The organism is Echinicola shivajiensis, from assembly GCF_018642165.1.
Taxonomy (GTDB): Bacteria; Bacteroidota; Bacteroidia; order Cytophagales; family Cyclobacteriaceae; genus Echinicola; species Echinicola shivajiensis.
The window spans coordinates 401146-420086 of record NZ_JAHHZM010000004.1 but is presented as its reverse complement, the minus strand read 5'-3'; the positions used below and the strand labels follow the sequence as shown (position 1 = coordinate 420086).

Here is an 18941-nt window from a genome sequence, read left to right as displayed (position 1 = left end):
TTTTAATATGATTTTTTAATTTCTAATTCTATTTGCAATAATTCTATTTGGCTGAAGCCCTTCTCAGGCGGTCATTGATTGCTTTTCCAAGCCCCTTCTCAGGTAGTTCCTCGGACAAAATCAAAGACACATCCTGTTGGTCCAAGTATCGCATAGCAGCAAACAGTTGCTGTGCAGCTTCTTTAAAATCCCCTCGCTCACTAAGCACAATTTGATCCTCATCAGCAACCCCCTCGTAAGCTTTCTGAAAACTCAAAACACCAAATTTCTTCCCCTTATCCAAATAATAGGGCACCAACTGATCCAATTCTCCTAAAACAAATGGCTTCCTTGGCGCGTAATGACTTTTCAACATCCCAGGTGATTTAGGATTGCTGCTTGACTGTGGCAATATCAACACATTTCCTACCACTTCCTTGATAGCAGACACTTCCACTCCCCCTAGTCTATAAATAGTAATTTGACCATCTTCGACCCCAACAATTGTACTTTCTAAACCTACTTCACACTTTCCTCCGTCCAGCACATAAGGAATCTTACCTTCAAGCTGATCTACTACATGAGAGGCTTGGGTCGGGCTAATATAACCAAATGGATTGGCACTTGGCGCAGCCAAAGGAAAATCAAGGGATAATAATAACTCTCTTGTCAAAGGATGACTTGGCACCCTAACTGCCACCTGCTCCAGGCCACTTGTTACCAAATCAGGAACAATGTCTTTTTTGGGTAACAATAAGGTAAGTGGACCTGGCCAAAACCTATCAGCCAATTCGGCCAGCTCTGGCAACAATCCGGTAGTATAAGATGCTATCTGATCCACACTGCCTGTATGCACAATCAGTGGATCAAAGCTTGGCCTGTTTTTGGTTTCAAAAATCTTACTAACTGCTTGGGGGTTTAAGGCATTTCCGGCCAGACCATAAACCGTTTCAGTAGGTATTCCTACTAGATCTCCTGCTTCTAGGATCTCCTTTGCATTGATAATATCTTTTCCGATTGTTGTCATTAAGAATCCGTATCACAAAATTCATCAATCCATTCCTTAGCATCTGTATATCCAAGGCTCAAGGCCCTTTTCAGATGCATACAGCCTTCTTCTTTTTTGCCTAGAGCACTCATTTGTGTAACTCCAAGAAGATAAAAAGCAGGGCCATTTTGGTCATCAAGCGCAACAGCTTTTTCAAGAGCATTGATGGCTTCTAAGGGATTATTGTTGCCCAATAGGGCTTTTGCTCGGTTAAAATGTACCAAAACCTGATTTGGATCCACCTGTAAGGCCATATCAAAATCCAGTATAGCATCTTCATATTGCTCCATGCCTAGCAGTGCCAGGCCACGGTTATAATAAATATCTGTTTGATTGGGATCAAGAGAGCTAGCCATATTATAGTTCTTGACTGCATTTTTGAACTCCTTTTTCTCAAGGAATGCATTGCCTAAATTCAAATATGGCTTATAGGAAGTAGAATCAATTTCCATAGAGATCTGAAATGCAGCTATTGCTTCATCCCATTTTTCCAGTTCAAAAAAAGCTACCCCCCTTGCATTATGTGCTGCGGTATTTTCTGAATTTTTAGCGATCACTTTATCAAAGTAACTGATCGCTTCAGTATAATTCCCACTTTGCAATTCTTTGATACCTGCATCGTACAGTTCCTGTTCAGAAGGAGCACAAGCCCAACACATCACTATGAGCAAAGGCAATATTAGTAATTTTCTCACTTTTGGTAATTTTTCAGACAAAGATAAGAATTATAAATGATCTGGCAGACTATTAGTTTAATCTTTACCAAATATCTAACAGCCACTTATAATCAACTGATTACCGTCATTCGAAAATAACCAGACCCCAGCCGTAAATTTCATTAAACAGGAATTAGAAATAGGCGGGAATTTAATAAACCAATTCTGATTTGCTGGTTTTTTCTAACATCCTAATAATGGAATCATTACTGTTAACGACATCAGGAACCGTTTCAAAACTAACCCAAGCCAAATCTTTGCTTTCCTCACTGATGGTCAAAGGCTCATCCATCGCTGCCTCCACCAAAAAGCGTACATCATAATGATAATGCTGCTGATCTTTGGCATTAGCAGGAATCAGATGCTTGTCTATATCAAAAATAAAAGTGTCTACCAGCTTTAAAGAGATCAAGCCACTTTCCTCCTTGGCCTCTGTCATAGCCACTTCCATCAAGTTTTCATTTCCATCGGCATGACCTCCCAACTGCAACCAGCGGTTCAATTTTCTATGATGGGTCAAAAGCGCATGGGTCCTGGTTTTATTCACGATCCAAGCTGAGGCAGTAAAGTGCCCTTCCTCCCTTTCCCTGGAAAAGGCCAAAGGGTCATCAGTAAGTGCCATGAAGTCATTGATAAAGGATGTTTCTTCCTCAAAAGGTGTCCGATAATTGTTAAGTATTTTCTTAAGTCCTTCTCTGTTCATTTTTAGTAGGGTAATTAAACATTGCTTCAATAAAGGAATCAAACGATTTGGCTTTTGTATACAGTCTATCAGAATAAACCGTAACCAGGATTTTGATCATTTGAGGTTGGTGATTGACCAACACTTTTTCTATCGTAACATTCCCAAAAAGCTGGTCCGTTTGATCCGCCATTAAGGTTGGCTTGGGCTTAAGGTATTGTTTCTCCGTAATATTGATTCCCTGTTTCTTTTCTTGAACAGATCGTTCAATACTCACGCGATCATATCCTAAATCTAACATTCGTTCGCCAAAAGCAAAGAAAAGTTGGTAAAAATTTTCAGAATTGAATGGGAATTCGTAAAAAACAGCAATTCCGTTGGCATATGGAGAACGATAGACCTGAATTTCAGGGCTAATCTCTTCTCCTATCTTCTGTAAATGGTAATTTGAATATACCGACTCAAATAACTTCCGCCCCTCTTCAGAGTCCATCCATTGCCTTACCCTAGCCTTGTCCTCTGCGGTGTACGTTGCATTTTCCCTATGACTAATGGTTTCACCTTGCTTTGGGAATAGCTTATTTAAGATATTTTCTACAAATGTCATTCAGCGTTTTTCTTTATTCTTCCGTCTTCCATGCTTATCAAAAGCCCTTCCTCTTCCATTTGTCGAAGCAATTCCAAGGCATCATCATCCTCGTTACTCAATCCTGCTTCTGACAAAAGCTCTTTATAGGTAAACAAAGCTCCGGTATTTAAAGTTTTCACAAGCCTTACTCTCATCTCGTCAAGATGGCCACCAAAACTGCCGGACTTTTTGTTTTCTAAACAAACGTCGCAAATACCACAAGGTTCATCTTTCTCTTCCCCGAAATAGGACAAAATCTGAAGCGTTCTGCACAGCACTCCATTTTCAATATATTGAACCATGGATTTAGCTTTTGAAACACTATTTTCTCGCCTTTCTGCAATTCTCTTTACGTTAAGCGGCAGTCTTCCCGCATCAAAACGTGGCGTTAAAAATGTCACCTGCGGCTTGTCCTTTTTCTTATTATAAGCTCCTATCCCTAGGTTTTCAATCCGCTCCAAGAGCTTTACCACGTGCCCTTCAGGCATATTCAGGATACTGGCTATTTTTTCTTCGTGGATTTTGATATACTCCGTAAATAGTTCTCCTCCATGCATTCTTAACAAAACCTTGATCACAGGATCCAAACTGGCTTGGGCAATTTGATAGCCATAAAGCTCCTTTTGATCCACCAGAAAATGAAAGGAACTGGCACTGTAAAAGCCCTCGTTCAACTCTACCATACCTTCCTCCTGAAGAATCTTAAGGGCGTGATAGGTCAATAGTACATCAAGATTATAAATATTAGTGAATGCCGTGATGTCAAAATCATAGCTGACCATCAAACTACTTCCCACTGCTATCCTATAATAGTTAGCCAAGCTCTGATAGACCCTTTTTATAAAATCAATAGGTGGATAGGCCTGCTCAGCCCTTTCTTGAAGAAGCTCCAAATCACGATCATGATAAAGTATGACAGCAAAGGCCTTCCATTCATCACGTCCAGCTCTCCCAGCCTCCTGATAATAATTCTCCAAATTCTCGGGCATATCCACATGGATTACCAGCCTTACATCTGGCTTGTCAATCCCCATCCCAAAAGCATTGGTGGCCACCATAACCCTTATTTTGTTATTTTTCCAGTCAAGCTGTCTTACTTCTCGGGTTTCTTTGTCCAATCCAGCGTGGTAATATGTTGCTGAAATACCCAGTTGATATAAGGCTACAGCCAATTCCTTACACCCTTTCCTGCTTCTTACATAAACAATGGCCGAACCATTTACCCTCTTCAGGATTTCAATGGCTTTCTCCAGTTTATTTTCCACCTTCCTCACAGAATAACTCAGGTTCTTTCTGGCAAATGATTTCACAAATAAGCCTGGGGACCTTAAGCCTAGTTTCCCTATAATATCTTCCCTTACCTTTGGGGTGGCAGAAGCCGTGAGTGCTATAAAAGGCACATCAGGTTGATATTCCCTTAATTTTGCTATTTCCAAATATGGAGGCCTAAAATCATAACCCCATTGCGAAATACAATGCGCTTCATCGATGGCGACCAAACTGACATTCATCTTTTTAAACCGCTCAATAAATAAATCTGTACGCAGGCGCTCAGGAGACACGTACAGGAACTTATAATTCCCGTAAATGCAATTGTCCAAGGTGGTATCAATTTCTCTTTTGCGCATGCCAGAATAAATGGCTGCTGCCAATATCCCTCTTTGTCGCAAATTATCTACCTGGTCCTTCATCAAGGCAATCAAGGGACTGACCACAATGCATATTCCTTCTTGCATCAAGGCGGGCACCTGAAAACAAATGGATTTCCCTCCCCCTGTTGGAAGCAGAGCCAAAGTATCCTTTCCATTGGCTACAGAAAGGACAATTTCCTGTTGCATCGGCCTGAAATCATCATAACCGAAGACTTTTTTTAATACAGATAATGCTTTTGTTTTCAACTTACCACTCAATTGACTTTTTCTCCAGGAAAGCAGCAATCCCTCTTTTGCAGTCTTCATTCTCCCTGGCCTTGGCATTCATTTGGGCAGCATAATCCAAAGCCTCTTCCAAGCCCATCTCCTGAACTTTTGCAATCATTTCTTTGGTGAGGGCCAACGACTGACCAGCATTTTGCTTCACCAAACCTTCTGCAAATTCTTTCACTTTCTCTTCCAATTCCTCTGCCTCAAACACATCGTTTACCAAGCCTAATTTTCTCGCTTTTTCTCCCGGCACCAATTCTCCTCCCAAAAGTAAACTTTTGGCTGCGCCTTCTCCGATTTTTCTCAACAAAAATACCAATACCATGGCAGGAACAAATCCTATTCGAACTTCAGAATAGCCCATAAAAGCAGAAGGAACTACAAATGAAAAATCACATACCGAAACTAATCCACATCCACCTGCAATAGCATGTCCATGAACCTGGGCTATAACCACTTTCGGAAAAGTATAAATCTTATAAAACAAACTCTTTAAATGCTCGCTATCTGACAGGTTTTCCTCAAAACTATTGACTTGCATCTTCTTGATATCCTCCAGATCAGCACCGGAGCAAAATACTTTACCCTCCCCCTTTAACACAACTACTTTCACCTCACTATCCTTTTCGATCTGGTCAAACGCCTCTATCAAACCCTTAACCATATCTCCATTAAGCGCATTCCTTTTTTCTGGCCTATTCATAATGACATAGCCTATCCGTCCCAGCTTTTCTATGATAACGTAATTTCCCATAATTTCTTTGTCTTGGATAGTTGAAGATAGGTGGAGTAAACTGTTCTTCCAAAATTTAATTTTCTGAGCTTAAAATAATTTTGAAGGCTTTCTCCCCTAGCCTTAGGCTATCCCTATGAGTCAAAACCTTCCAGTTTTCCTTATCAAAATAAAACAGCTCATTGGTATTGACATCACTAATATTAAGGTAATTCTTATTTACTAAAAGTGTCTCTCCATTTGGCAAAAACACCAGTCTGTGAGATCCTATGTTTTGACTTTTTAGCTCATAAATACTTTGGCTTGCTAAGGATTCCCTATGAGGGTCTACTTTGAACACTTGTTCCTTCAATGGCAAATCCCAATTGAATTTATAATATTGCCCTTTGCTGAAATAGTCAATAGCTATCCCCTTATTGAGACAATAGACATAGAGTTCGTTTTTTTGAGTTTTCAAGAACCATCCCAGATGATGATGGGTCACACCTATAAAGCATAAGACCAGAAACATAAAAGCATAAATCTTTCTTTTGAATTCATAAAGGTAAAACACACAAACTACCCCTAACCAAAACAATAGCATCCCGACCAAGCTCATATAGAGCCCTTCTGTTTGGGCAAAAGGCAAGTCCTGAATGCTGAATATAAGGTAATTCAAAATACTGACCACTGCTTCCAGTAGACCTGCCAAAAGTGGAGATGAAAGTCCTAGAAGCAATAACAACAAATATGGCAAGCCCAAAGCCATAATTAAAAACGCACCTGGGATAGCCCATAAATTCGCCAACAAACCATAATTGGGGAAAACATGGAAATAATAGGCTGAAATAGGAAATGTGGCCAATTGAGCGGCAATACTCACTGTACTGATCTCCCATAAATAATACAAAAATTTATTCTTTGGGAGCCACATCCCACTGATCTTTGGTTGTAAAAGCACTATCCCCAGCACAGCAGCGTATGAAAGTTGAAACCCCACTTCGTAAATTATAAATGGCTGAAAGACCATTAGTATAACCGCAGACAAGGCCAGTGAATTGATGATGGATGGTGATCGCGAAATCACTTGTGCCAAAGATAAAAGCGTAAACATACTTGCTGCCCGCATCACAGAGGGGGACAAGCCAGTTAGCAGCGCATAGCCCCAGATTAACATGACGATGATGCACAATAACACCAAACGTTTCCGAGAGGAGGATTGCATGGGTTTAAAGAAAAGAAAAAAGAAGCCATAAATCATTCCCACATGCAAACCAGAAACCGCAAGAATATGCATGGTCCCTGCCTTAACATAGGCATCGCTTAGTTCTTCTTCCAAGTCCTGTTTTTCACCTAGCAAAAAGGCTTTCAAAACTTGGGCAGCCTTCTCATCCTTAATACTCCTGTCAATCGCCAGCATGGCATTATTCCTGATTCCACTTATCCAAGAATATATTGGCCTTTCATTTACTCTGCCCAAAACCTCTAATCCCTTGCCTACAAATTGACTATGATAAACCTGTTTATTGGCCAAGAATCGTCTATAATCAAACTCTTCGGGATTACTTGGTGCAGGTAATTTATCTGGACTGCCATCCACCCATAGCACATCTCCAATTTGTAGGGCTGAATCCATTTGATGGTAAATAATTACCCCACCACTGGCATTGTAAAATCCATCTAGGGTTTTCACCTTCCTCAATTCCAGCTTATTCGCAAAAGAGTTGGCCTTCTTTTGATCTGATTCCAGAACCACCGTCATATATCCCTTCACATCCTGAAAGTGACTCAAATGATCTTGCACATTTCGCTCATCTGCATGAAAAGCCAAATAATAGCCTGAAATAATTAGCAGGACATAAGCCAGACAAGAGAATCCCCACTGATTCTTAAATCCTTTTTTACTTAACAGTCCTAGAGAAATTAATAGGTAAATAAGTAATAGCAGGACAATAAACCATGCAAGCTGACCGGTATTAAAAAAATGAATGTTTGGATAGCTAATAATACCCAGTGCCATAAAAGCGAGGTAGCGTAAAAATGGGAATTCATTAAATTTCATAATAAAAAAGTTTACCTGTAATTTAAGAAGTCCTTTAATAAATCTCAAGTCATTAAAAAAAAGGCTGTTACAAAATGAATCCTTGAAAGATCATTTTGTAACAGCCTTAATAATTATTTTTACTGATTAAAGTACTAGAATCGATATCCAATACTTACACCTGCATTTAATTCTACAGCAGAAAACCTGTCTTTGACTTCATCACTAAAGCCCCTGGCTATATTTACGTAGGGAGCAATAGCGAATTTATCACCTTGAACAAATTTATACCCGGCTCCAATACCAAGCATGGCACTGTTCATATCGGTTTCCATCAATTCATTATTCTCACCAACTTCCTGAAAATCCCCAAAACGGTATTTGAAGAAAGGATACACATAAAGGCTCCCATCACTGTAATCATTCAGGAAATAAAAATTATAGGAAAACAATAAGCTATTGGTATTATATTCTTTGGAGTCATTCTCAGAATTATATCCAAAACGGTCATTGATAAGATATTCAACACCAATAGATTGATTCTTCTCTACAAAATATTCGTAACCAATCTCTACAGATCCTTGAACAATCGTATTGAGGATGTTAAGTTTAATTTCACTTTTATTATACTCTTCATCTGATTGGGCCTTTGCCTGCCAGAAAAACCCAAAAAACATTAAAACTAGTAGTAACTTTTTCATATGGATAAATTAAATAATTGATTCTAAATATCATAGCAAGGAATGGACCAGAATAACAGGCCTAAGAAAATGTTTTTTCCATTTTGTAATGCTGAATATCACATTCAGTAAAAATATCCCCCACCTTTTTAAAGCCGAACTTTTCATATAAAGGAACAGCAGCCAACTGTCCATGTAAATAAAGCACTTTACTCCTGGCTTTAGGATTGTTCTGAATATCCTGTAAAACGGCCGCCACCAAGGCTTGGCCAACACCTTTTCCGCGTGCAGCTTTTAAAACAGCAAAACGTTCCAGCTTCACTCCATTTTCAGTAAACCTCCACCTAGCAGTACCTACCGGATTCCCTTTCATTACAGCCAAAAAATGAGCTGATTCATCCTCAAATTCATCATACTCCTCTTCCCTGTCCACCTGTTGCTCTATTACAAAGACCTCTTCCCTGATTTTGAAAACCTGCTCAAGTTCATGTTTATTCTGAACCTTGTTGACGCTTATATTCATCTTTGAGTTTTTCCTTTTCCAAATCATCTTTATCATAGGCCTCAATAATGGATTTCACCAGCCTATGACGAATCACATCCTTTCCTCCCAATTTCACCAAGCCAATCCCTTTCACATCCTTCAACACACGAAGCGCCTCTCTAAGACCGGACTTTTGCTTACTTGGTAAATCTACCTGGGTTTGGTCACCTGTAATGATCACCTTGGAATTAGGTCCCATCCTGGTCAAGAACATTTTTATTTGTTCTCTGGTGGTATTCTGGGCTTCATCAAGCAGCACAAATGCATCATGCAAGGTCCTACCGCGCATATAAGCCAATGGAGCAATTTCAATCACCCTGTTTTCTTGGTAAAACTTTAGCTTTTCAGCCGGCACCATATCTCCTAAGGCATCATAAATTGGCCTTAAATAAGGATCCAATTTTTCCTGAAGATCACCCGGCAAAAAGCCCAGGTTCTCCCCTGCTTCCACCGCAGGGCGGGTAATAATAATTCGCTTCACCTCTCTGTTCTTGAGCGCCCTCACTGCCAAAGCAACGGCTATATAGGTTTTACCGGTTCCCGCGGGCCCTAGGGCAAATACAAGGTCATTTTTAAATGCAGCATCAACCAACTTACGCTGATTGCTGGATTTTGGTTTGATGACTATCCCCTTGTTGCCAAATACGATAATATCATTTTTATGTTCTTCCTCAAAGGGAACTCCCTCTAGGTCTATATATTCTTTTACATTCTCCGGGGTCACCTGACCGAAACGGTTAAAATGTTGTAAAAGCATATTAAGGACATCATTGATTCGAATAATTTCAGGAGCCATGCCCTGAATTCGAATTTCATTTCCGCGCGAAACAATTTTGCTTTTTGGGAAAGCCGCAGCTATTTGGCGGATATTCTCATTTTCTGATCCGAGAAAATCCAGTAGCGGAATGTTTTCTAAAGTAATTACTTTTTCTACCAATCTGATATTATGTATTTAGCTTTGTCAGATTATTCTTAGAAGAATAAAATTTCTATTTTTGTTTACACTTACAAAAGTACAAAATTTTAATTGACTTCGTTCCATGGCCTTAGTAACATTCCTATCTGATTTTGGAGATTGTGATTATTATGTACCAGCAGTAAAAGCCAAGATGTTATCCATCAATCCGCAGCTCAATATCATCGATATTACACATAAAATCGATACTTACGATATTGCCCATGCTGCTTTCGTACTAAGGTCAGTCTATAAAGACTTCCCTAAAGGGACTATCCACCTGGTAGCCATCAATAGCACTAGTAGTATTACTGCAGGATATATAGGTATCAAATTGGAAGAACATATCTTTATCGGGCCAAACAATGGGGTCTTGAGCATGCTTGCCGATTACGATCCTGGAATTGTGGTGCAGTTTGCCGATATCCATGTCAAGGACAGCACTTTCCCGGCAAAGGATATTCTAGCCCCCATTGCAGCCAAAGTGGCCAGTGGAGCCGCTATTCATGACTTCGGAGGGCCTTTGAAAAACATCAAAAAAATGATGCCAAGGCAGATCAAAGCCACTAAGAAACAAATTGTAGGCCACGTATTGCGTGTTGACAACTATGGAAATTTAATCACCAACATCCCTAAAGATGTTTTCGACACCCTCAACCCAGGCAAATTCACCTTGGAATTTAGCCGCGAGGCAATTGATCAGATCAACCAATCTTATGACAATGTAGAACCTGGAGACTGCTTTGCCTTTTTCAACAGTTTGGATCTATTGGAAATCGGTATTAACCATGGACATGGAGCAGATTTGCTTGGTTTAAAATATGACAGCCCGGTAATGATCAACTTCCATAGGGAAGAAGATTGATTTGTTGTCTTCGCATAGTGCTTTTTCTCATTATGCGAAGACATATCAGACCGAGACTATACCCATTATCCTTTCTATTTTTTTAATTTACGGACTACTTTTTCATATTATTCATTGTTAAGAAAAAAAATCAAAAATATTTTTTTCAGGCCTTAATTTATGACCAAAACTCAAACCCTACACATCAATTCACAGACGCATAAGCAATTACAAATTCAAACTCCCAATTCCTGACTAGAAAAGCCAACTTCAAGGAAGCCCAAATCAAAAAAAAATTAAAATATCTAGGCTCCAGCTATTGCACAAGAAAAAATCTTTGTCCATATTTGCATCCCATTCAGGAAGGAATGGAGACAAAACAAGAGAAAATTTTTCGAAAGTTTTGATCAAAATGGTAAACATACCATGTCACAAGCCCAGGTGGCGGAATTGGTAGACGCGTTGGTCTCAAACACCAATGCCTTCGGGCGTGCCGGTTCGACTCCGGCCCTGGGTACACAAAACCCCTTCAGATGCAAATCAGAAGGGGTTTTTCTATTTTTTGGCTAAGATTTTAAAAAACAAGGTTATAACACCTTAATAAAATTAGGCTTCAAAAGATTAAATAAATTTCTTCCACCGGTTCTTAATCGTTCAAACTAGTCAAAGGGATCTCCAAAGACATCAGTTCTTTTACTCTAGCTCACCATTATTAAATTCACTAAATGGATTAGGTTTCTTTAAACTAGATCAGAAAGGCTACGTCTAGCTCTAGCTACTGAATGACCAGCTACTTTGACTTAATCAGTACCCCTGAAAAAGGTTAATTTGATAAGTGCCATAAAATTGGAAAATGTGATATCCTATGCTTCAAAAATTCAATCATGCATATATTTCAATGAGAATGCAAAAATTCAAGATACAAATCCTCTTTATCTTTAATTGTAGAAAGATATTGCTTTCCTTTGGATTTAATAAACTTAATAAAGTCTCCCTCAAATGAGTCCTCCAATATTTTTGAAGCAATTTCTTCAGCACCATATTTTATATTATCCATCACCTCTTTTAAATCAGAATATTGCTCATGAGTATTATTAAACATAATTGCAAGACAATTATCATTCAATCCATTAAACAATAATTCCATACGACGTAAATCTTCTATTTTTTGAATAATATCACTCGATACCTCCTGATATTTCCAATAAAATCTAAGATAATAATCCACGTCAATTAAATATCTAGAAGAAGCATCAATCGAAAAATTCTCCTCCATAGCAACCTTTTCAGCAAGACTTTCACGATTAATAAATTTAGGATTATGTAAATAATATATCTTTTTCCGTAACTCACCTAACAAAATAACGAGTTTAGCAGCAAGCTCTCTTTTCTCTTTCCAACGCTGATTTTGCTTAAACTCATTGATGGAGTTAGCAGCCAATCTAAAAGTCCAGTAAAGTATCAAAAGTTGAAATACTGCCAAAACTGCTATAACTATTGATGAAACAGGACCTAAAAGCTCGATAAATTCTCGCATAATTTTTAAAGGATCATAAATTGAATAAAACCACTATTAACTCTTAATTATCCTCTTTCACAAGTTTTCAATAACCTCATTTTCTGGATAAGTCTGGCCATAAACTTTGTTCGCTGAAATAATGCTATCACTATAGTAGACCCTTTCGTCAAGTTTCTCAACCAACAACTTCAAGGAAACTTTTTGATGCGCTTTGATCAATTCCTGAAGCCGATAATCTTCGACTTTTTCATATTGGCTTTCCGAAAGATAAACGGCCATAACAGAATCTGGCTCCAGCCGGAGAAATACATATGGATTTCTTAACAAGCCCTTTCCTCTCAACCGATCAAAATGTTGGTATAATTCCATTTCATGTGGCTGAGCATTGCCACTTGATAATATACTGTCAATTTCATTCTCAAACTGATAAAATTGTTTATCCGTTATTCCATAAAGGCTCATCATAGAAATATGCTGAAAAAACAAATCCCCTTCCAAGACCTCAAAATCATGAGGTAAATTTATAAAACTGAAAAAAAAGAAGATGACCAAAAAAGTCATCAATAACTTAAAGCGAACTAACATGATTATAACTTAACTAAAACAATGTAACAAAAGAAAGCAAGCAATAAATTAATGCAATTCTCCTGCTTCAATTAATTCTGATAAAGCAGTTCATTGGTAAAAAAGTTGAATATTTCTTCATTATTGCCATACCGATCATTTAAGGCTTTCCATGTGGCTCCACTAAACTCCAACTTATTACCCCTGCTATCTTGGTATACCCATTTATCAAATATATTTTTCCTCAAAGAAGCCTTTTCCTTATCCATTTCCAATAATAAACCACCATCCAATTCCTTCTTGACATATATCCGGCGACCATTCCTCTTTTCCTCACGGATATAATTCCCGTGTACATCTTTTCCTTCTACCAATTTATTTTCCCGGTTATCTTCTATAACCATTCTGTCAAAAACATCTATGGTATACTTTACGACATATCCTTCTTCCCTTTTATACTTTCTCACCAAATTCAAAAGAAAATCCCTTTCCTCCTCTTCTGTTTTTAAAATATCTCCATATATTTCATCAAGGTATTCTTTCTCAAAAGTCACTTTATTTCCATTGTCATCAGTATAAACCAAGCTTTTAAAAACATCTCTGTCCAGTTTTGCCTTAAAATCACCATTTCTGGAGACATACTCTAGGTCACCAAAAAAATCTCGTTGGATAGACTGTCCAATGGCCAATTTCGATACACCAATAAATAAAAGTACAAAGATCCAATATTTTTTCATTTCTGCTATTGATTATGTTTTTAGGCCAAAAATCTTAATTCATTGCCTGTTGAGCAATCTTAGTTAGAAAAGATAATAATCATGCCAAAAACCAAACAGGTTTTAGCGATATAAAAATAATATCCCAAACCCTATCAATCTATTTCTGAAAACACTTTTCCATAACATATTGACAGTGGCCTAAATCCTTAAGGATTCTATTGGAACATGAATATGGAATCATTAAATTATGATCATGACCAATCAGACAGGTTATAACTTCATTTTTATGAAAGCTATATTTTGCCTCTTTTTCCTTTTTGCCCCTCTCTTGCTCGCTGCTCAGGATGCCACTGAGATCATCAAGAAGGTCGACCAAAAAATGAGGGGTAAGTCCTCTTCATCCAATATGACCATGAAGATTATCCGGCCAGATTGGTCAAGGGAGATTTCCATGAAAGGCTGGAGCTTAGGGACAGACTATTCCCTCATCTTAATAACCAGCCCCGCTAGGGATCAGGGGACCGCTTTCCTCAAGCGAGACAAAGAAATATGGAACTGGCAGCCCACCATTGACAGGGTGGTAAAACTCCCACCTTCTATGATGAGCCAATCCTGGATGGGCTCAGATTTTACCAATGATGATCTGGTGAAAGAATCTTCAGTGGTTTTTGATTACAACCATTTTCTCAAAGGGGATACCACCATCAATAATTATGATTGCTGGAAGCTGGAACTGGTCCCAAAAGAGGGAGCCGCAGTGGTATGGGGCGCTATTGAGCTATTTGTTTCCAAAGAGGATTATATAGAACTGCTTATCCGTTATTATGATGAGGATGATTTTCTTGTCAACACCATGGTCCTATCAGACATCAAGGAAATGGATGGCAGACTTATTCCCAGTAAAATGGATATGATCCCTGCTGAAGACCCTGACCAAAGAACAGTGATTATCTATAATGATATTGATTTTGATATCGACATCAATGAAAGCTTTTTCTCTATTCAAAAAATGAAACGCATACGCTGATGCTATTAAAACTGGCCTGGCGAAATATTTGGAGGAATAAACGAAGGACAATAATCACCATCGTCAGTATTGCTTTTGCAGTCATCTTGTCCAGCCTCATGCGATCCATGCAATTAGGCTCCTATGAAAGGATGATTGATAATAGCGTGCGCTTTTTAACTGGTTATATTCAGATCCATCAAAAAGGATATTGGGACGAACAAGTGATAGACAATGCCTTCTCCCCACCTTCAAACTTACTGGAAAAAGTTGCAGCAATCGAAGATGTAGAGGCAGCTGTCCCAAGGCTGGAGTCCTTTGCTCTCGCCTCCTATCAAAACCAGACCAAAGGGGCATTGGTCATAGGTATTGACCCTCAGAAAGAAGTGTCGCTCACCAATGTCGAAGATAAGATTGTCCAAGGTAAGCCCTTTGAAATTGATGAAGAGCATGTACTGGTTGGAACAGGGCTGGCAGAATACCTGAAGCTTTCTGTGGGTGATACCATAGTATTGATCAGTCAAGGTTACCATGGGGTAAATGCGGCAGGAAAATATGCTGTTAGCGGCCTTGTACAATTTGGCCTGCCCTTGCTCACCAATCAAGTGGTTTTCATGCCCTTGCCTGCAGCCCAATATTTCTATGGGGCTGAGCAGCTGCTTACAGCCTTGGCCGTGGTCACTGAGCATCCCAAACATGTCAGCTCCATAGAGACTAGTTTACGACAAGAGGTAGATACCACCGCATTAGAAATAATGAATTGGAGAATAATGATGCCAGAGTTGATTCAGGGAATAGAAGTGGATAATATTTCCGGAATTATCATGTTAATGTTACTTTATGTGGTTATCGGCTTCGGTATGTTCGGTACATTTCTGATGATGACAACTGAACGTTTATATGAATTTGGGGTCTTGCTTTCTATAGGAATGAGAAGGTACAAACTGCAATTGATCGTATTTGCAGAAATCATCATGCTGGCGATGATCGCTGTATTGGCGGGCTTTGCCTTAAGCATGCCTGTGATCAGCTATTTCTATCACCATCCAATCACTTTGGCGGATGAATATAAAGAGGCTTTCGAAAAATTTGGAATTGAACCGGTCTATGTTTTCAGTCTAGATCCTGTAGTATTTACCAGTCAGGCCTGGGTGGTGTTTTTTATGGCCTTGGTGTTAGGTGGATACCCTCTATATAAAATTTGGAAACTAGATCCTGTAAATGCAATGAGAGAGGGAAGGTAAATGAATATGTTAACCAAAATAGCCTGGAGAAATGTCTGGAGGAACAGAGGACGCAGCCTAGTGGTCATTGGCTCTATTGTCGTGGGCATCTGGGCCTTGCTTTTTATGTTGGGCTTTATGAATGGATTCACTGTTTCCTATATCAATGGAGCTATTGAACATGAAATTTCCCATATACAAATCCACCATCCAAAGTTCAAGCAGGACTATAATATCGTTTACTCCATTCCCAATGGGCTTTCTCTTGAAAAGTCAATATCATCCGACCCGAGGATTGCAGCGATTTCCCCCAGAAGCTTAGCCAATGGAATGATTTCATCGACCAGAAAAGCCAATGGAGTCCGCATTTATGGCATCATCCCTGAATTGGAAAAACGGGTCACCCACCATGACTCTCTGCTAACAGCAGGTACCTATTTTGAATCCAAACTGAGAAATCCTGTTGTAATCGGAAATGAGTTGGCCGAGGAACTAAAGGTGAACGTTAACTCCAAAATAGTCCTGACTTTTCAGGATGAAGAAAATAATTTGGTAGCTGGGGCATTTCGGGTCGCAGGACTGATAGAAACCACCTCTCCCAGCATCAATAAAGCCACGGCATTTGTAAAGATGGAAGACCTGAACCGGATTGCAGGAATAGGCCAAAACATTCATGAAATAGCCATTTTTCTTTCCAGCCCTGATTATGAAGTTCCCTTAATGGATGAGCTCAAACAGGAGCACCCAAACCTGCTAATAGAATCTTGGAGAACTATTGCGCCTGAATTAGAGCTCTTCCTTTCCATGACCGATAGTTTCCTATGGGTCCTCTTTGGGATTATTATGACTGCCTTAATTTTTGGAATCATCAATACCATGCTGATGTCGGTATTGGAGCGATATAGGGAGTTAGGCATGTTGATGGCCATTGGGATGAACAAATGGCGAGTTTATATGATGATAGTGATTGAAACAGTCTTCCTTTCCTTGGTCGGTGGGCCATTGGGAATCATCATTGGATTAATCACCATGAACTGGTTAGGCATCCACGGCATTGATTTAAGCGCCTATTCTGAAGGATTAAAAGCCTATGGTTATGACAGTATTTTGTACCCAAGCATTGAAAACAACACCTATATATTTGTTACGATTGGAGTGATTATTACTGCGCTAATTGGAGCGCTTTATCCTGCTTACAAAGCCATTCAGCTCAATCCAACCAAAGCCCTGCATACAGTTTAAATGACCCGGATATGGAAACAACAGTAGCTAAAAAAATTGTTATAAAAACTGAAAATGTAGCGAAGACCTACCATGAGTCGAAGATTCCTGTACAAGCCTTAAAGGATGTAGACCTATTGGTGGAAGAGGGTGAGTTTACAGCAATTGTTGGCCCCTCAGGCTCAGGAAAAACTACGCTGTTAAATATCATAGGAGGCCTAGATAATCCAAGCAAGGGAAAGGTCATTATAGGAGGCACGGACATTTCAAAGCTTAAGGAGTCTGAGCTAATAGACTTTAGGCTTCACCATATTGGTTTTGTTTTTCAGCAATACAATCTCATCCCCGTGCTCACAGCTAAAGAAAATGTGGAATTTATCATGTTGCTACAAAAAAAATCCGAAAAGGAAATGGAAGAAAGAGCCATGAAACTTCTGAAGGAAGTTGGCTTGGAAGATAAGGCCAAAGTCCGCCCATCAGAATTATCGGGAGGACAACAGCAGCGGGTAGCAGTAATCAGGGCATTGGCTTCAAGGCCGAAATTTATTCTAGCAGATGAGCCTACTGCTAACCTTGACTCGGCCTCTGCAGGAAATTTGTTGGATATGATGGCCCGAATGAACCGTGAAGAAAATATGACCTTCATTTTCTCCACCCATGACCAAAGGGTCATTGACAAGGCCAGAAGGGTAGTCACCTTGGAAGATGGGATGATCAAATATGATGAGGTTCGCTAAAATATTGATAACCTGCCTATTTTTTGGCTTTCTTCAAAACCCCATTTTTGCTCAAGAAGAAAAGCCCAAGACCTTCTTTGTCAATGGCTATCTCAAGGAAATGATCTCCATAAACGACATTGGAGATAGTGCATTGGTAGACAACCTCATCCATAACCGTCTCAATTTTAAATGGTTTCCAAATGAGAATATCAGGTTTTATGGGGCTTTGAGAACCAGATTATTTATTGGTCAAACCAGCAAGTACCTTGAAAATTTTGAAGACTTCATCGATTATGACACCTATTACTTTGATCTAAACTGGACCATAATCAACGAAAATGGTGTAGTACTCAACACGATGATTGACCGGTTTTATATGGAATGGATCAAAGAAAATCTTACGGTCAAATTAGGCCGGCAAAGGATCAATTGGGGTATCAATACCATTTGGAATCCAAACGATATTTTCAATGCCTATTCCTATTTTGACTTCGACTACGAAGAACGGCCAGGAATCGATGCCCTCAGAACAGAATATTACACAGGAACCAATTCCAGCATTGAAATCGCTATCAGCCTTCCTTCAAAAACCATAAATCCGGACAGTACAGCATTGAACATCTTTTCCACTGCCTTGATGTACAAGACCAATAAATGGGATTATGATTTCCAGTTTATGGGAGGTTATAGCAGGGAAAACTGGGTGCTGGGCGCAGGTTGGGCCGGCAACTTGGGCAGTGCTAGTTTAAAAGGAGAATTAACTTACTTCTACCCAAAAGAAGAAACTGAAGCAAACCCAAAAGCATTTGTGGGAAGTATCTCCCTAGACCATTCAATAGGAAATTTTTATTATAACGTATCTTATCTTTTCAATGAAGCAGGCTTCACTGACTTGGGTGCAGAAGGATTAATCCAACTAAATAGCCGTGCCTTAACCGCAAAAAACCTCTCTCCTTACAAACATTCCGGATTCGTTCAAGCCAGCTATCAGGCCCATCCTCTTGTAAATACTGGATTTGGCACGATGCTTTTCCCACAAAACAAAGCCATGTTTCTCTCCCCCTTTGTGACCTGGAATATTTTTCAGGATTTTGACATAGACTTTATTGTCCAGGCCTTTTATGCAGAGGATACCTTAAGGGATAAATTCCGCTCTTATTCTACCTCTTACTTTTTACGGGGCAAATGGAGCTTTTGAGTGAGATGTTAAATCTGCACA

General features: G+C 39.3%; 19 protein-coding genes and 1 tRNA gene. 7 read left to right on the top strand and 13 right to left on the bottom strand.

The genetic code is table 11. The annotated features are described in order from the left end of the window. Window positions 1–43: 43 nt before the first annotated feature. From KMW37_RS10215 to KMW37_RS10170, 10 genes are all read right to left on the bottom strand, one after another. On the bottom strand, window positions 44–1006 hold the full coding sequence (locus tag KMW37_RS10215; RefSeq protein ID WP_215224512.1) for an L-threonylcarbamoyladenylate synthase: 963 nt from the start codon (window positions 1004–1006) through the stop codon (window positions 44–46). Continuing rightward, window positions 1006–1686, bottom strand: a complete 681-nt coding sequence (locus KMW37_RS10210; protein WP_215224559.1) for a tetratricopeptide repeat protein — start codon at window positions 1684–1686, stop codon at window positions 1006–1008. Before KMW37_RS10210 ends, KMW37_RS10215 begins: the two co-directional genes overlap by 1 nt. Window positions 1687–1894: 208 nt before the next feature. Further along, the gene (locus KMW37_RS10205) at window positions 1895–2446 is read right to left on the bottom strand and encodes an NUDIX hydrolase (protein WP_215224511.1); all 552 of its coding nucleotides are present in this window, start codon (window positions 2444–2446) and stop codon (window positions 1895–1897) included. After that, the gene (locus tag KMW37_RS10200) at window positions 2427–3032 is read right to left on the bottom strand and encodes a hypothetical protein (RefSeq protein WP_215224510.1); all 606 of its coding nucleotides are present in this window, start codon (window positions 3030–3032) and stop codon (window positions 2427–2429) included. The genes KMW37_RS10205 and KMW37_RS10200 overlap by 20 nt, the downstream gene beginning before the upstream one ends. Then, window positions 3029–5011: a RecQ family ATP-dependent DNA helicase gene (locus KMW37_RS10195; RefSeq protein WP_246581429.1), complete on the bottom strand. Its 1983-nt coding sequence runs from the start codon at window positions 5009–5011 to the stop codon at window positions 3029–3031. The genes KMW37_RS10200 and KMW37_RS10195 overlap by 4 nt, the downstream gene beginning before the upstream one ends. After that, on the bottom strand, window positions 4953–5729 hold the full coding sequence (locus KMW37_RS10190; protein WP_215224509.1) for an enoyl-CoA hydratase/isomerase family protein: 777 nt from the start codon (window positions 5727–5729) through the stop codon (window positions 4953–4955). Before KMW37_RS10190 ends, KMW37_RS10195 begins: the two co-directional genes overlap by 59 nt. Before the next feature lie 55 nt (window positions 5730–5784). Next, entirely contained in the window at window positions 5785–7749 is a 1965-nt protein-coding gene (locus KMW37_RS10185; RefSeq protein ID WP_215224508.1) for a ComEC/Rec2 family competence protein, read from the bottom strand. A gap of 134 nt (window positions 7750–7883) precedes the next feature. Beyond that, on the bottom strand, window positions 7884–8429 hold the full coding sequence (locus tag KMW37_RS10180; RefSeq protein ID WP_215224507.1) for a porin family protein: 546 nt from the start codon (window positions 8427–8429) through the stop codon (window positions 7884–7886). A 61-nt stretch (window positions 8430–8490) separates the two neighbouring features. Further along, window positions 8491–8931 carry a GNAT family N-acetyltransferase gene (locus tag KMW37_RS10175; protein ID WP_215224506.1) on the bottom strand — a complete coding sequence of 147 codons (441 nt, stop codon included), beginning with the start codon at window positions 8929–8931 and terminating at the stop codon, window positions 8491–8493. Continuing rightward, entirely contained in the window at window positions 8900–9889 is a 990-nt protein-coding gene (locus tag KMW37_RS10170; protein ID WP_215224505.1) for a PhoH family protein, read from the bottom strand. Before KMW37_RS10170 ends, KMW37_RS10175 begins: the two co-directional genes overlap by 32 nt. A gap of 103 nt (window positions 9890–9992) precedes the next feature. Here KMW37_RS10170 and KMW37_RS10165 point away from each other — a divergent pair, with 103 nt between their 5' ends. Then, window positions 9993–10772, top strand: a complete 780-nt coding sequence (locus tag KMW37_RS10165) for an SAM hydrolase/SAM-dependent halogenase family protein (protein WP_215224504.1) — start codon at window positions 9993–9995, stop codon at window positions 10770–10772. Between the two features lie 414 nt (window positions 10773–11186). Beyond that, window positions 11187–11268, top strand: a tRNA-Leu gene (locus KMW37_RS10160). Between the two features lie 378 nt (window positions 11269–11646). Here KMW37_RS10160 and KMW37_RS10155 read toward each other — a convergent pair. From KMW37_RS10155 to KMW37_RS10145, 3 genes are all read right to left on the bottom strand, one after another. Further along, window positions 11647–12288, bottom strand: a complete 642-nt coding sequence (locus tag KMW37_RS10155; protein WP_215224503.1) for a hypothetical protein — start codon at window positions 12286–12288, stop codon at window positions 11647–11649. Window positions 12289–12345: 57 nt separating this feature from the next. Continuing rightward, window positions 12346–12855, bottom strand: coding sequence for a hypothetical protein (locus KMW37_RS10150; RefSeq protein WP_215224502.1), 510 nt, complete (start codon window positions 12853–12855; stop codon window positions 12346–12348). 71 nt (window positions 12856–12926) lie between these two features. Further along, window positions 12927–13571 carry a hypothetical protein gene (locus KMW37_RS10145; RefSeq protein WP_215224501.1) on the bottom strand — a complete coding sequence of 215 codons (645 nt, stop codon included), beginning with the start codon at window positions 13569–13571 and terminating at the stop codon, window positions 12927–12929. A gap of 268 nt (window positions 13572–13839) precedes the next feature. On the opposite strand from KMW37_RS10145, the gene KMW37_RS10140 reads away from it, so the two are divergent. Genes KMW37_RS10140 through KMW37_RS10120 form a run of 5 tightly spaced genes read left to right on the top strand, consistent with a single transcriptional unit; the run spans window position 13840 to window position 18920 of the window. Beyond that, window positions 13840–14580 carry an outer membrane lipoprotein-sorting protein gene (locus KMW37_RS10140; protein WP_215224500.1) on the top strand — a complete coding sequence of 247 codons (741 nt, stop codon included), beginning with the start codon at window positions 13840–13842 and terminating at the stop codon, window positions 14578–14580. Continuing rightward, a complete protein-coding gene (locus KMW37_RS10135) occupies window positions 14580–15803 on the top strand; it encodes an ABC transporter permease (protein WP_215224499.1) in 1224 nt (407 codons plus the stop codon). Before KMW37_RS10140 ends, KMW37_RS10135 begins: the two co-directional genes overlap by 1 nt. A 6-nt stretch (window positions 15804–15809) precedes the next feature. Continuing rightward, window positions 15810–17024, top strand: a complete 1215-nt coding sequence (locus tag KMW37_RS10130) for an ABC transporter permease (RefSeq protein WP_215224498.1) — start codon at window positions 15810–15812, stop codon at window positions 17022–17024. 11 nt (window positions 17025–17035) lie between these two features. Beyond that, the gene (locus tag KMW37_RS10125) at window positions 17036–17740 is read left to right on the top strand and encodes an ABC transporter ATP-binding protein (RefSeq protein ID WP_215224497.1); all 705 of its coding nucleotides are present in this window, start codon (window positions 17036–17038) and stop codon (window positions 17738–17740) included. Continuing rightward, a complete protein-coding gene (locus tag KMW37_RS10120) occupies window positions 17724–18920 on the top strand; it encodes a hypothetical protein (RefSeq protein WP_215224496.1) in 1197 nt (398 codons plus the stop codon). Before KMW37_RS10125 ends, KMW37_RS10120 begins: the two co-directional genes overlap by 17 nt. Window positions 18921–18941: the final 21 nt, after the last annotated feature.

Coding starts and splice junctions, on each gene's coding strand:
- KMW37_RS10215 (WP_215224512.1), bottom strand. CDS start 1,006: ATGACAACAATCGGAAAAGATATTATCAATGCAAAGGAGATCCTAGAA.
- KMW37_RS10210 (WP_215224559.1), bottom strand. CDS start 1,686: ATGTGTTGGGCTTGTGCTCCTTCTGAACAGGAACTGTACGATGCAGGT.
- KMW37_RS10205 (WP_215224511.1), bottom strand. CDS start 2,446: ATGAACAGAGAAGGACTTAAGAAAATACTTAACAATTATCGGACACCT.
- KMW37_RS10200 (WP_215224510.1), bottom strand. CDS start 3,032: ATGACATTTGTAGAAAATATCTTAAATAAGCTATTCCCAAAGCAAGGT.
- KMW37_RS10195 (WP_246581429.1), bottom strand. CDS start 5,011: ATGAAGACTGCAAAAGAGGGATTGCTGCTTTCCTGGAGAAAAAGTCAA.
- KMW37_RS10190 (WP_215224509.1), bottom strand. CDS start 5,729: ATGGGAAATTACGTTATCATAGAAAAGCTGGGACGGATAGGCTATGTC.
- KMW37_RS10185 (WP_215224508.1), bottom strand. CDS start 7,749: ATGAAATTTAATGAATTCCCATTTTTACGCTACCTCGCTTTTATGGCA.
- KMW37_RS10180 (WP_215224507.1), bottom strand. CDS start 8,429: ATGAAAAAGTTACTACTAGTTTTAATGTTTTTTGGGTTTTTCTGGCAG.
- KMW37_RS10175 (WP_215224506.1), bottom strand. CDS start 8,931: ATGAATATAAGCGTCAACAAGGTTCAGAATAAACATGAACTTGAGCAG.
- KMW37_RS10165 (WP_215224504.1), top strand. CDS start 9,993: ATGGCCTTAGTAACATTCCTATCTGATTTTGGAGATTGTGATTATTAT.
- KMW37_RS10155 (WP_215224503.1), bottom strand. CDS start 12,288: ATGCGAGAATTTATCGAGCTTTTAGGTCCTGTTTCATCAATAGTTATA.
- KMW37_RS10150 (WP_215224502.1), bottom strand. CDS start 12,855: ATGTTAGTTCGCTTTAAGTTATTGATGACTTTTTTGGTCATCTTCTTT.
- KMW37_RS10145 (WP_215224501.1), bottom strand. CDS start 13,571: ATGAAAAAATATTGGATCTTTGTACTTTTATTTATTGGTGTATCGAAA.
- KMW37_RS10140 (WP_215224500.1), top strand. CDS start 13,840: ATGAAAGCTATATTTTGCCTCTTTTTCCTTTTTGCCCCTCTCTTGCTC.
- KMW37_RS10135 (WP_215224499.1), top strand. CDS start 14,580: ATGCTATTAAAACTGGCCTGGCGAAATATTTGGAGGAATAAACGAAGG.
- KMW37_RS10130 (WP_215224498.1), top strand. CDS start 15,810: ATGTTAACCAAAATAGCCTGGAGAAATGTCTGGAGGAACAGAGGACGC.
- KMW37_RS10125 (WP_215224497.1), top strand. CDS start 17,036: ATGGAAACAACAGTAGCTAAAAAAATTGTTATAAAAACTGAAAATGTA.
- KMW37_RS10120 (WP_215224496.1), top strand. CDS start 17,724: ATGATGAGGTTCGCTAAAATATTGATAACCTGCCTATTTTTTGGCTTT.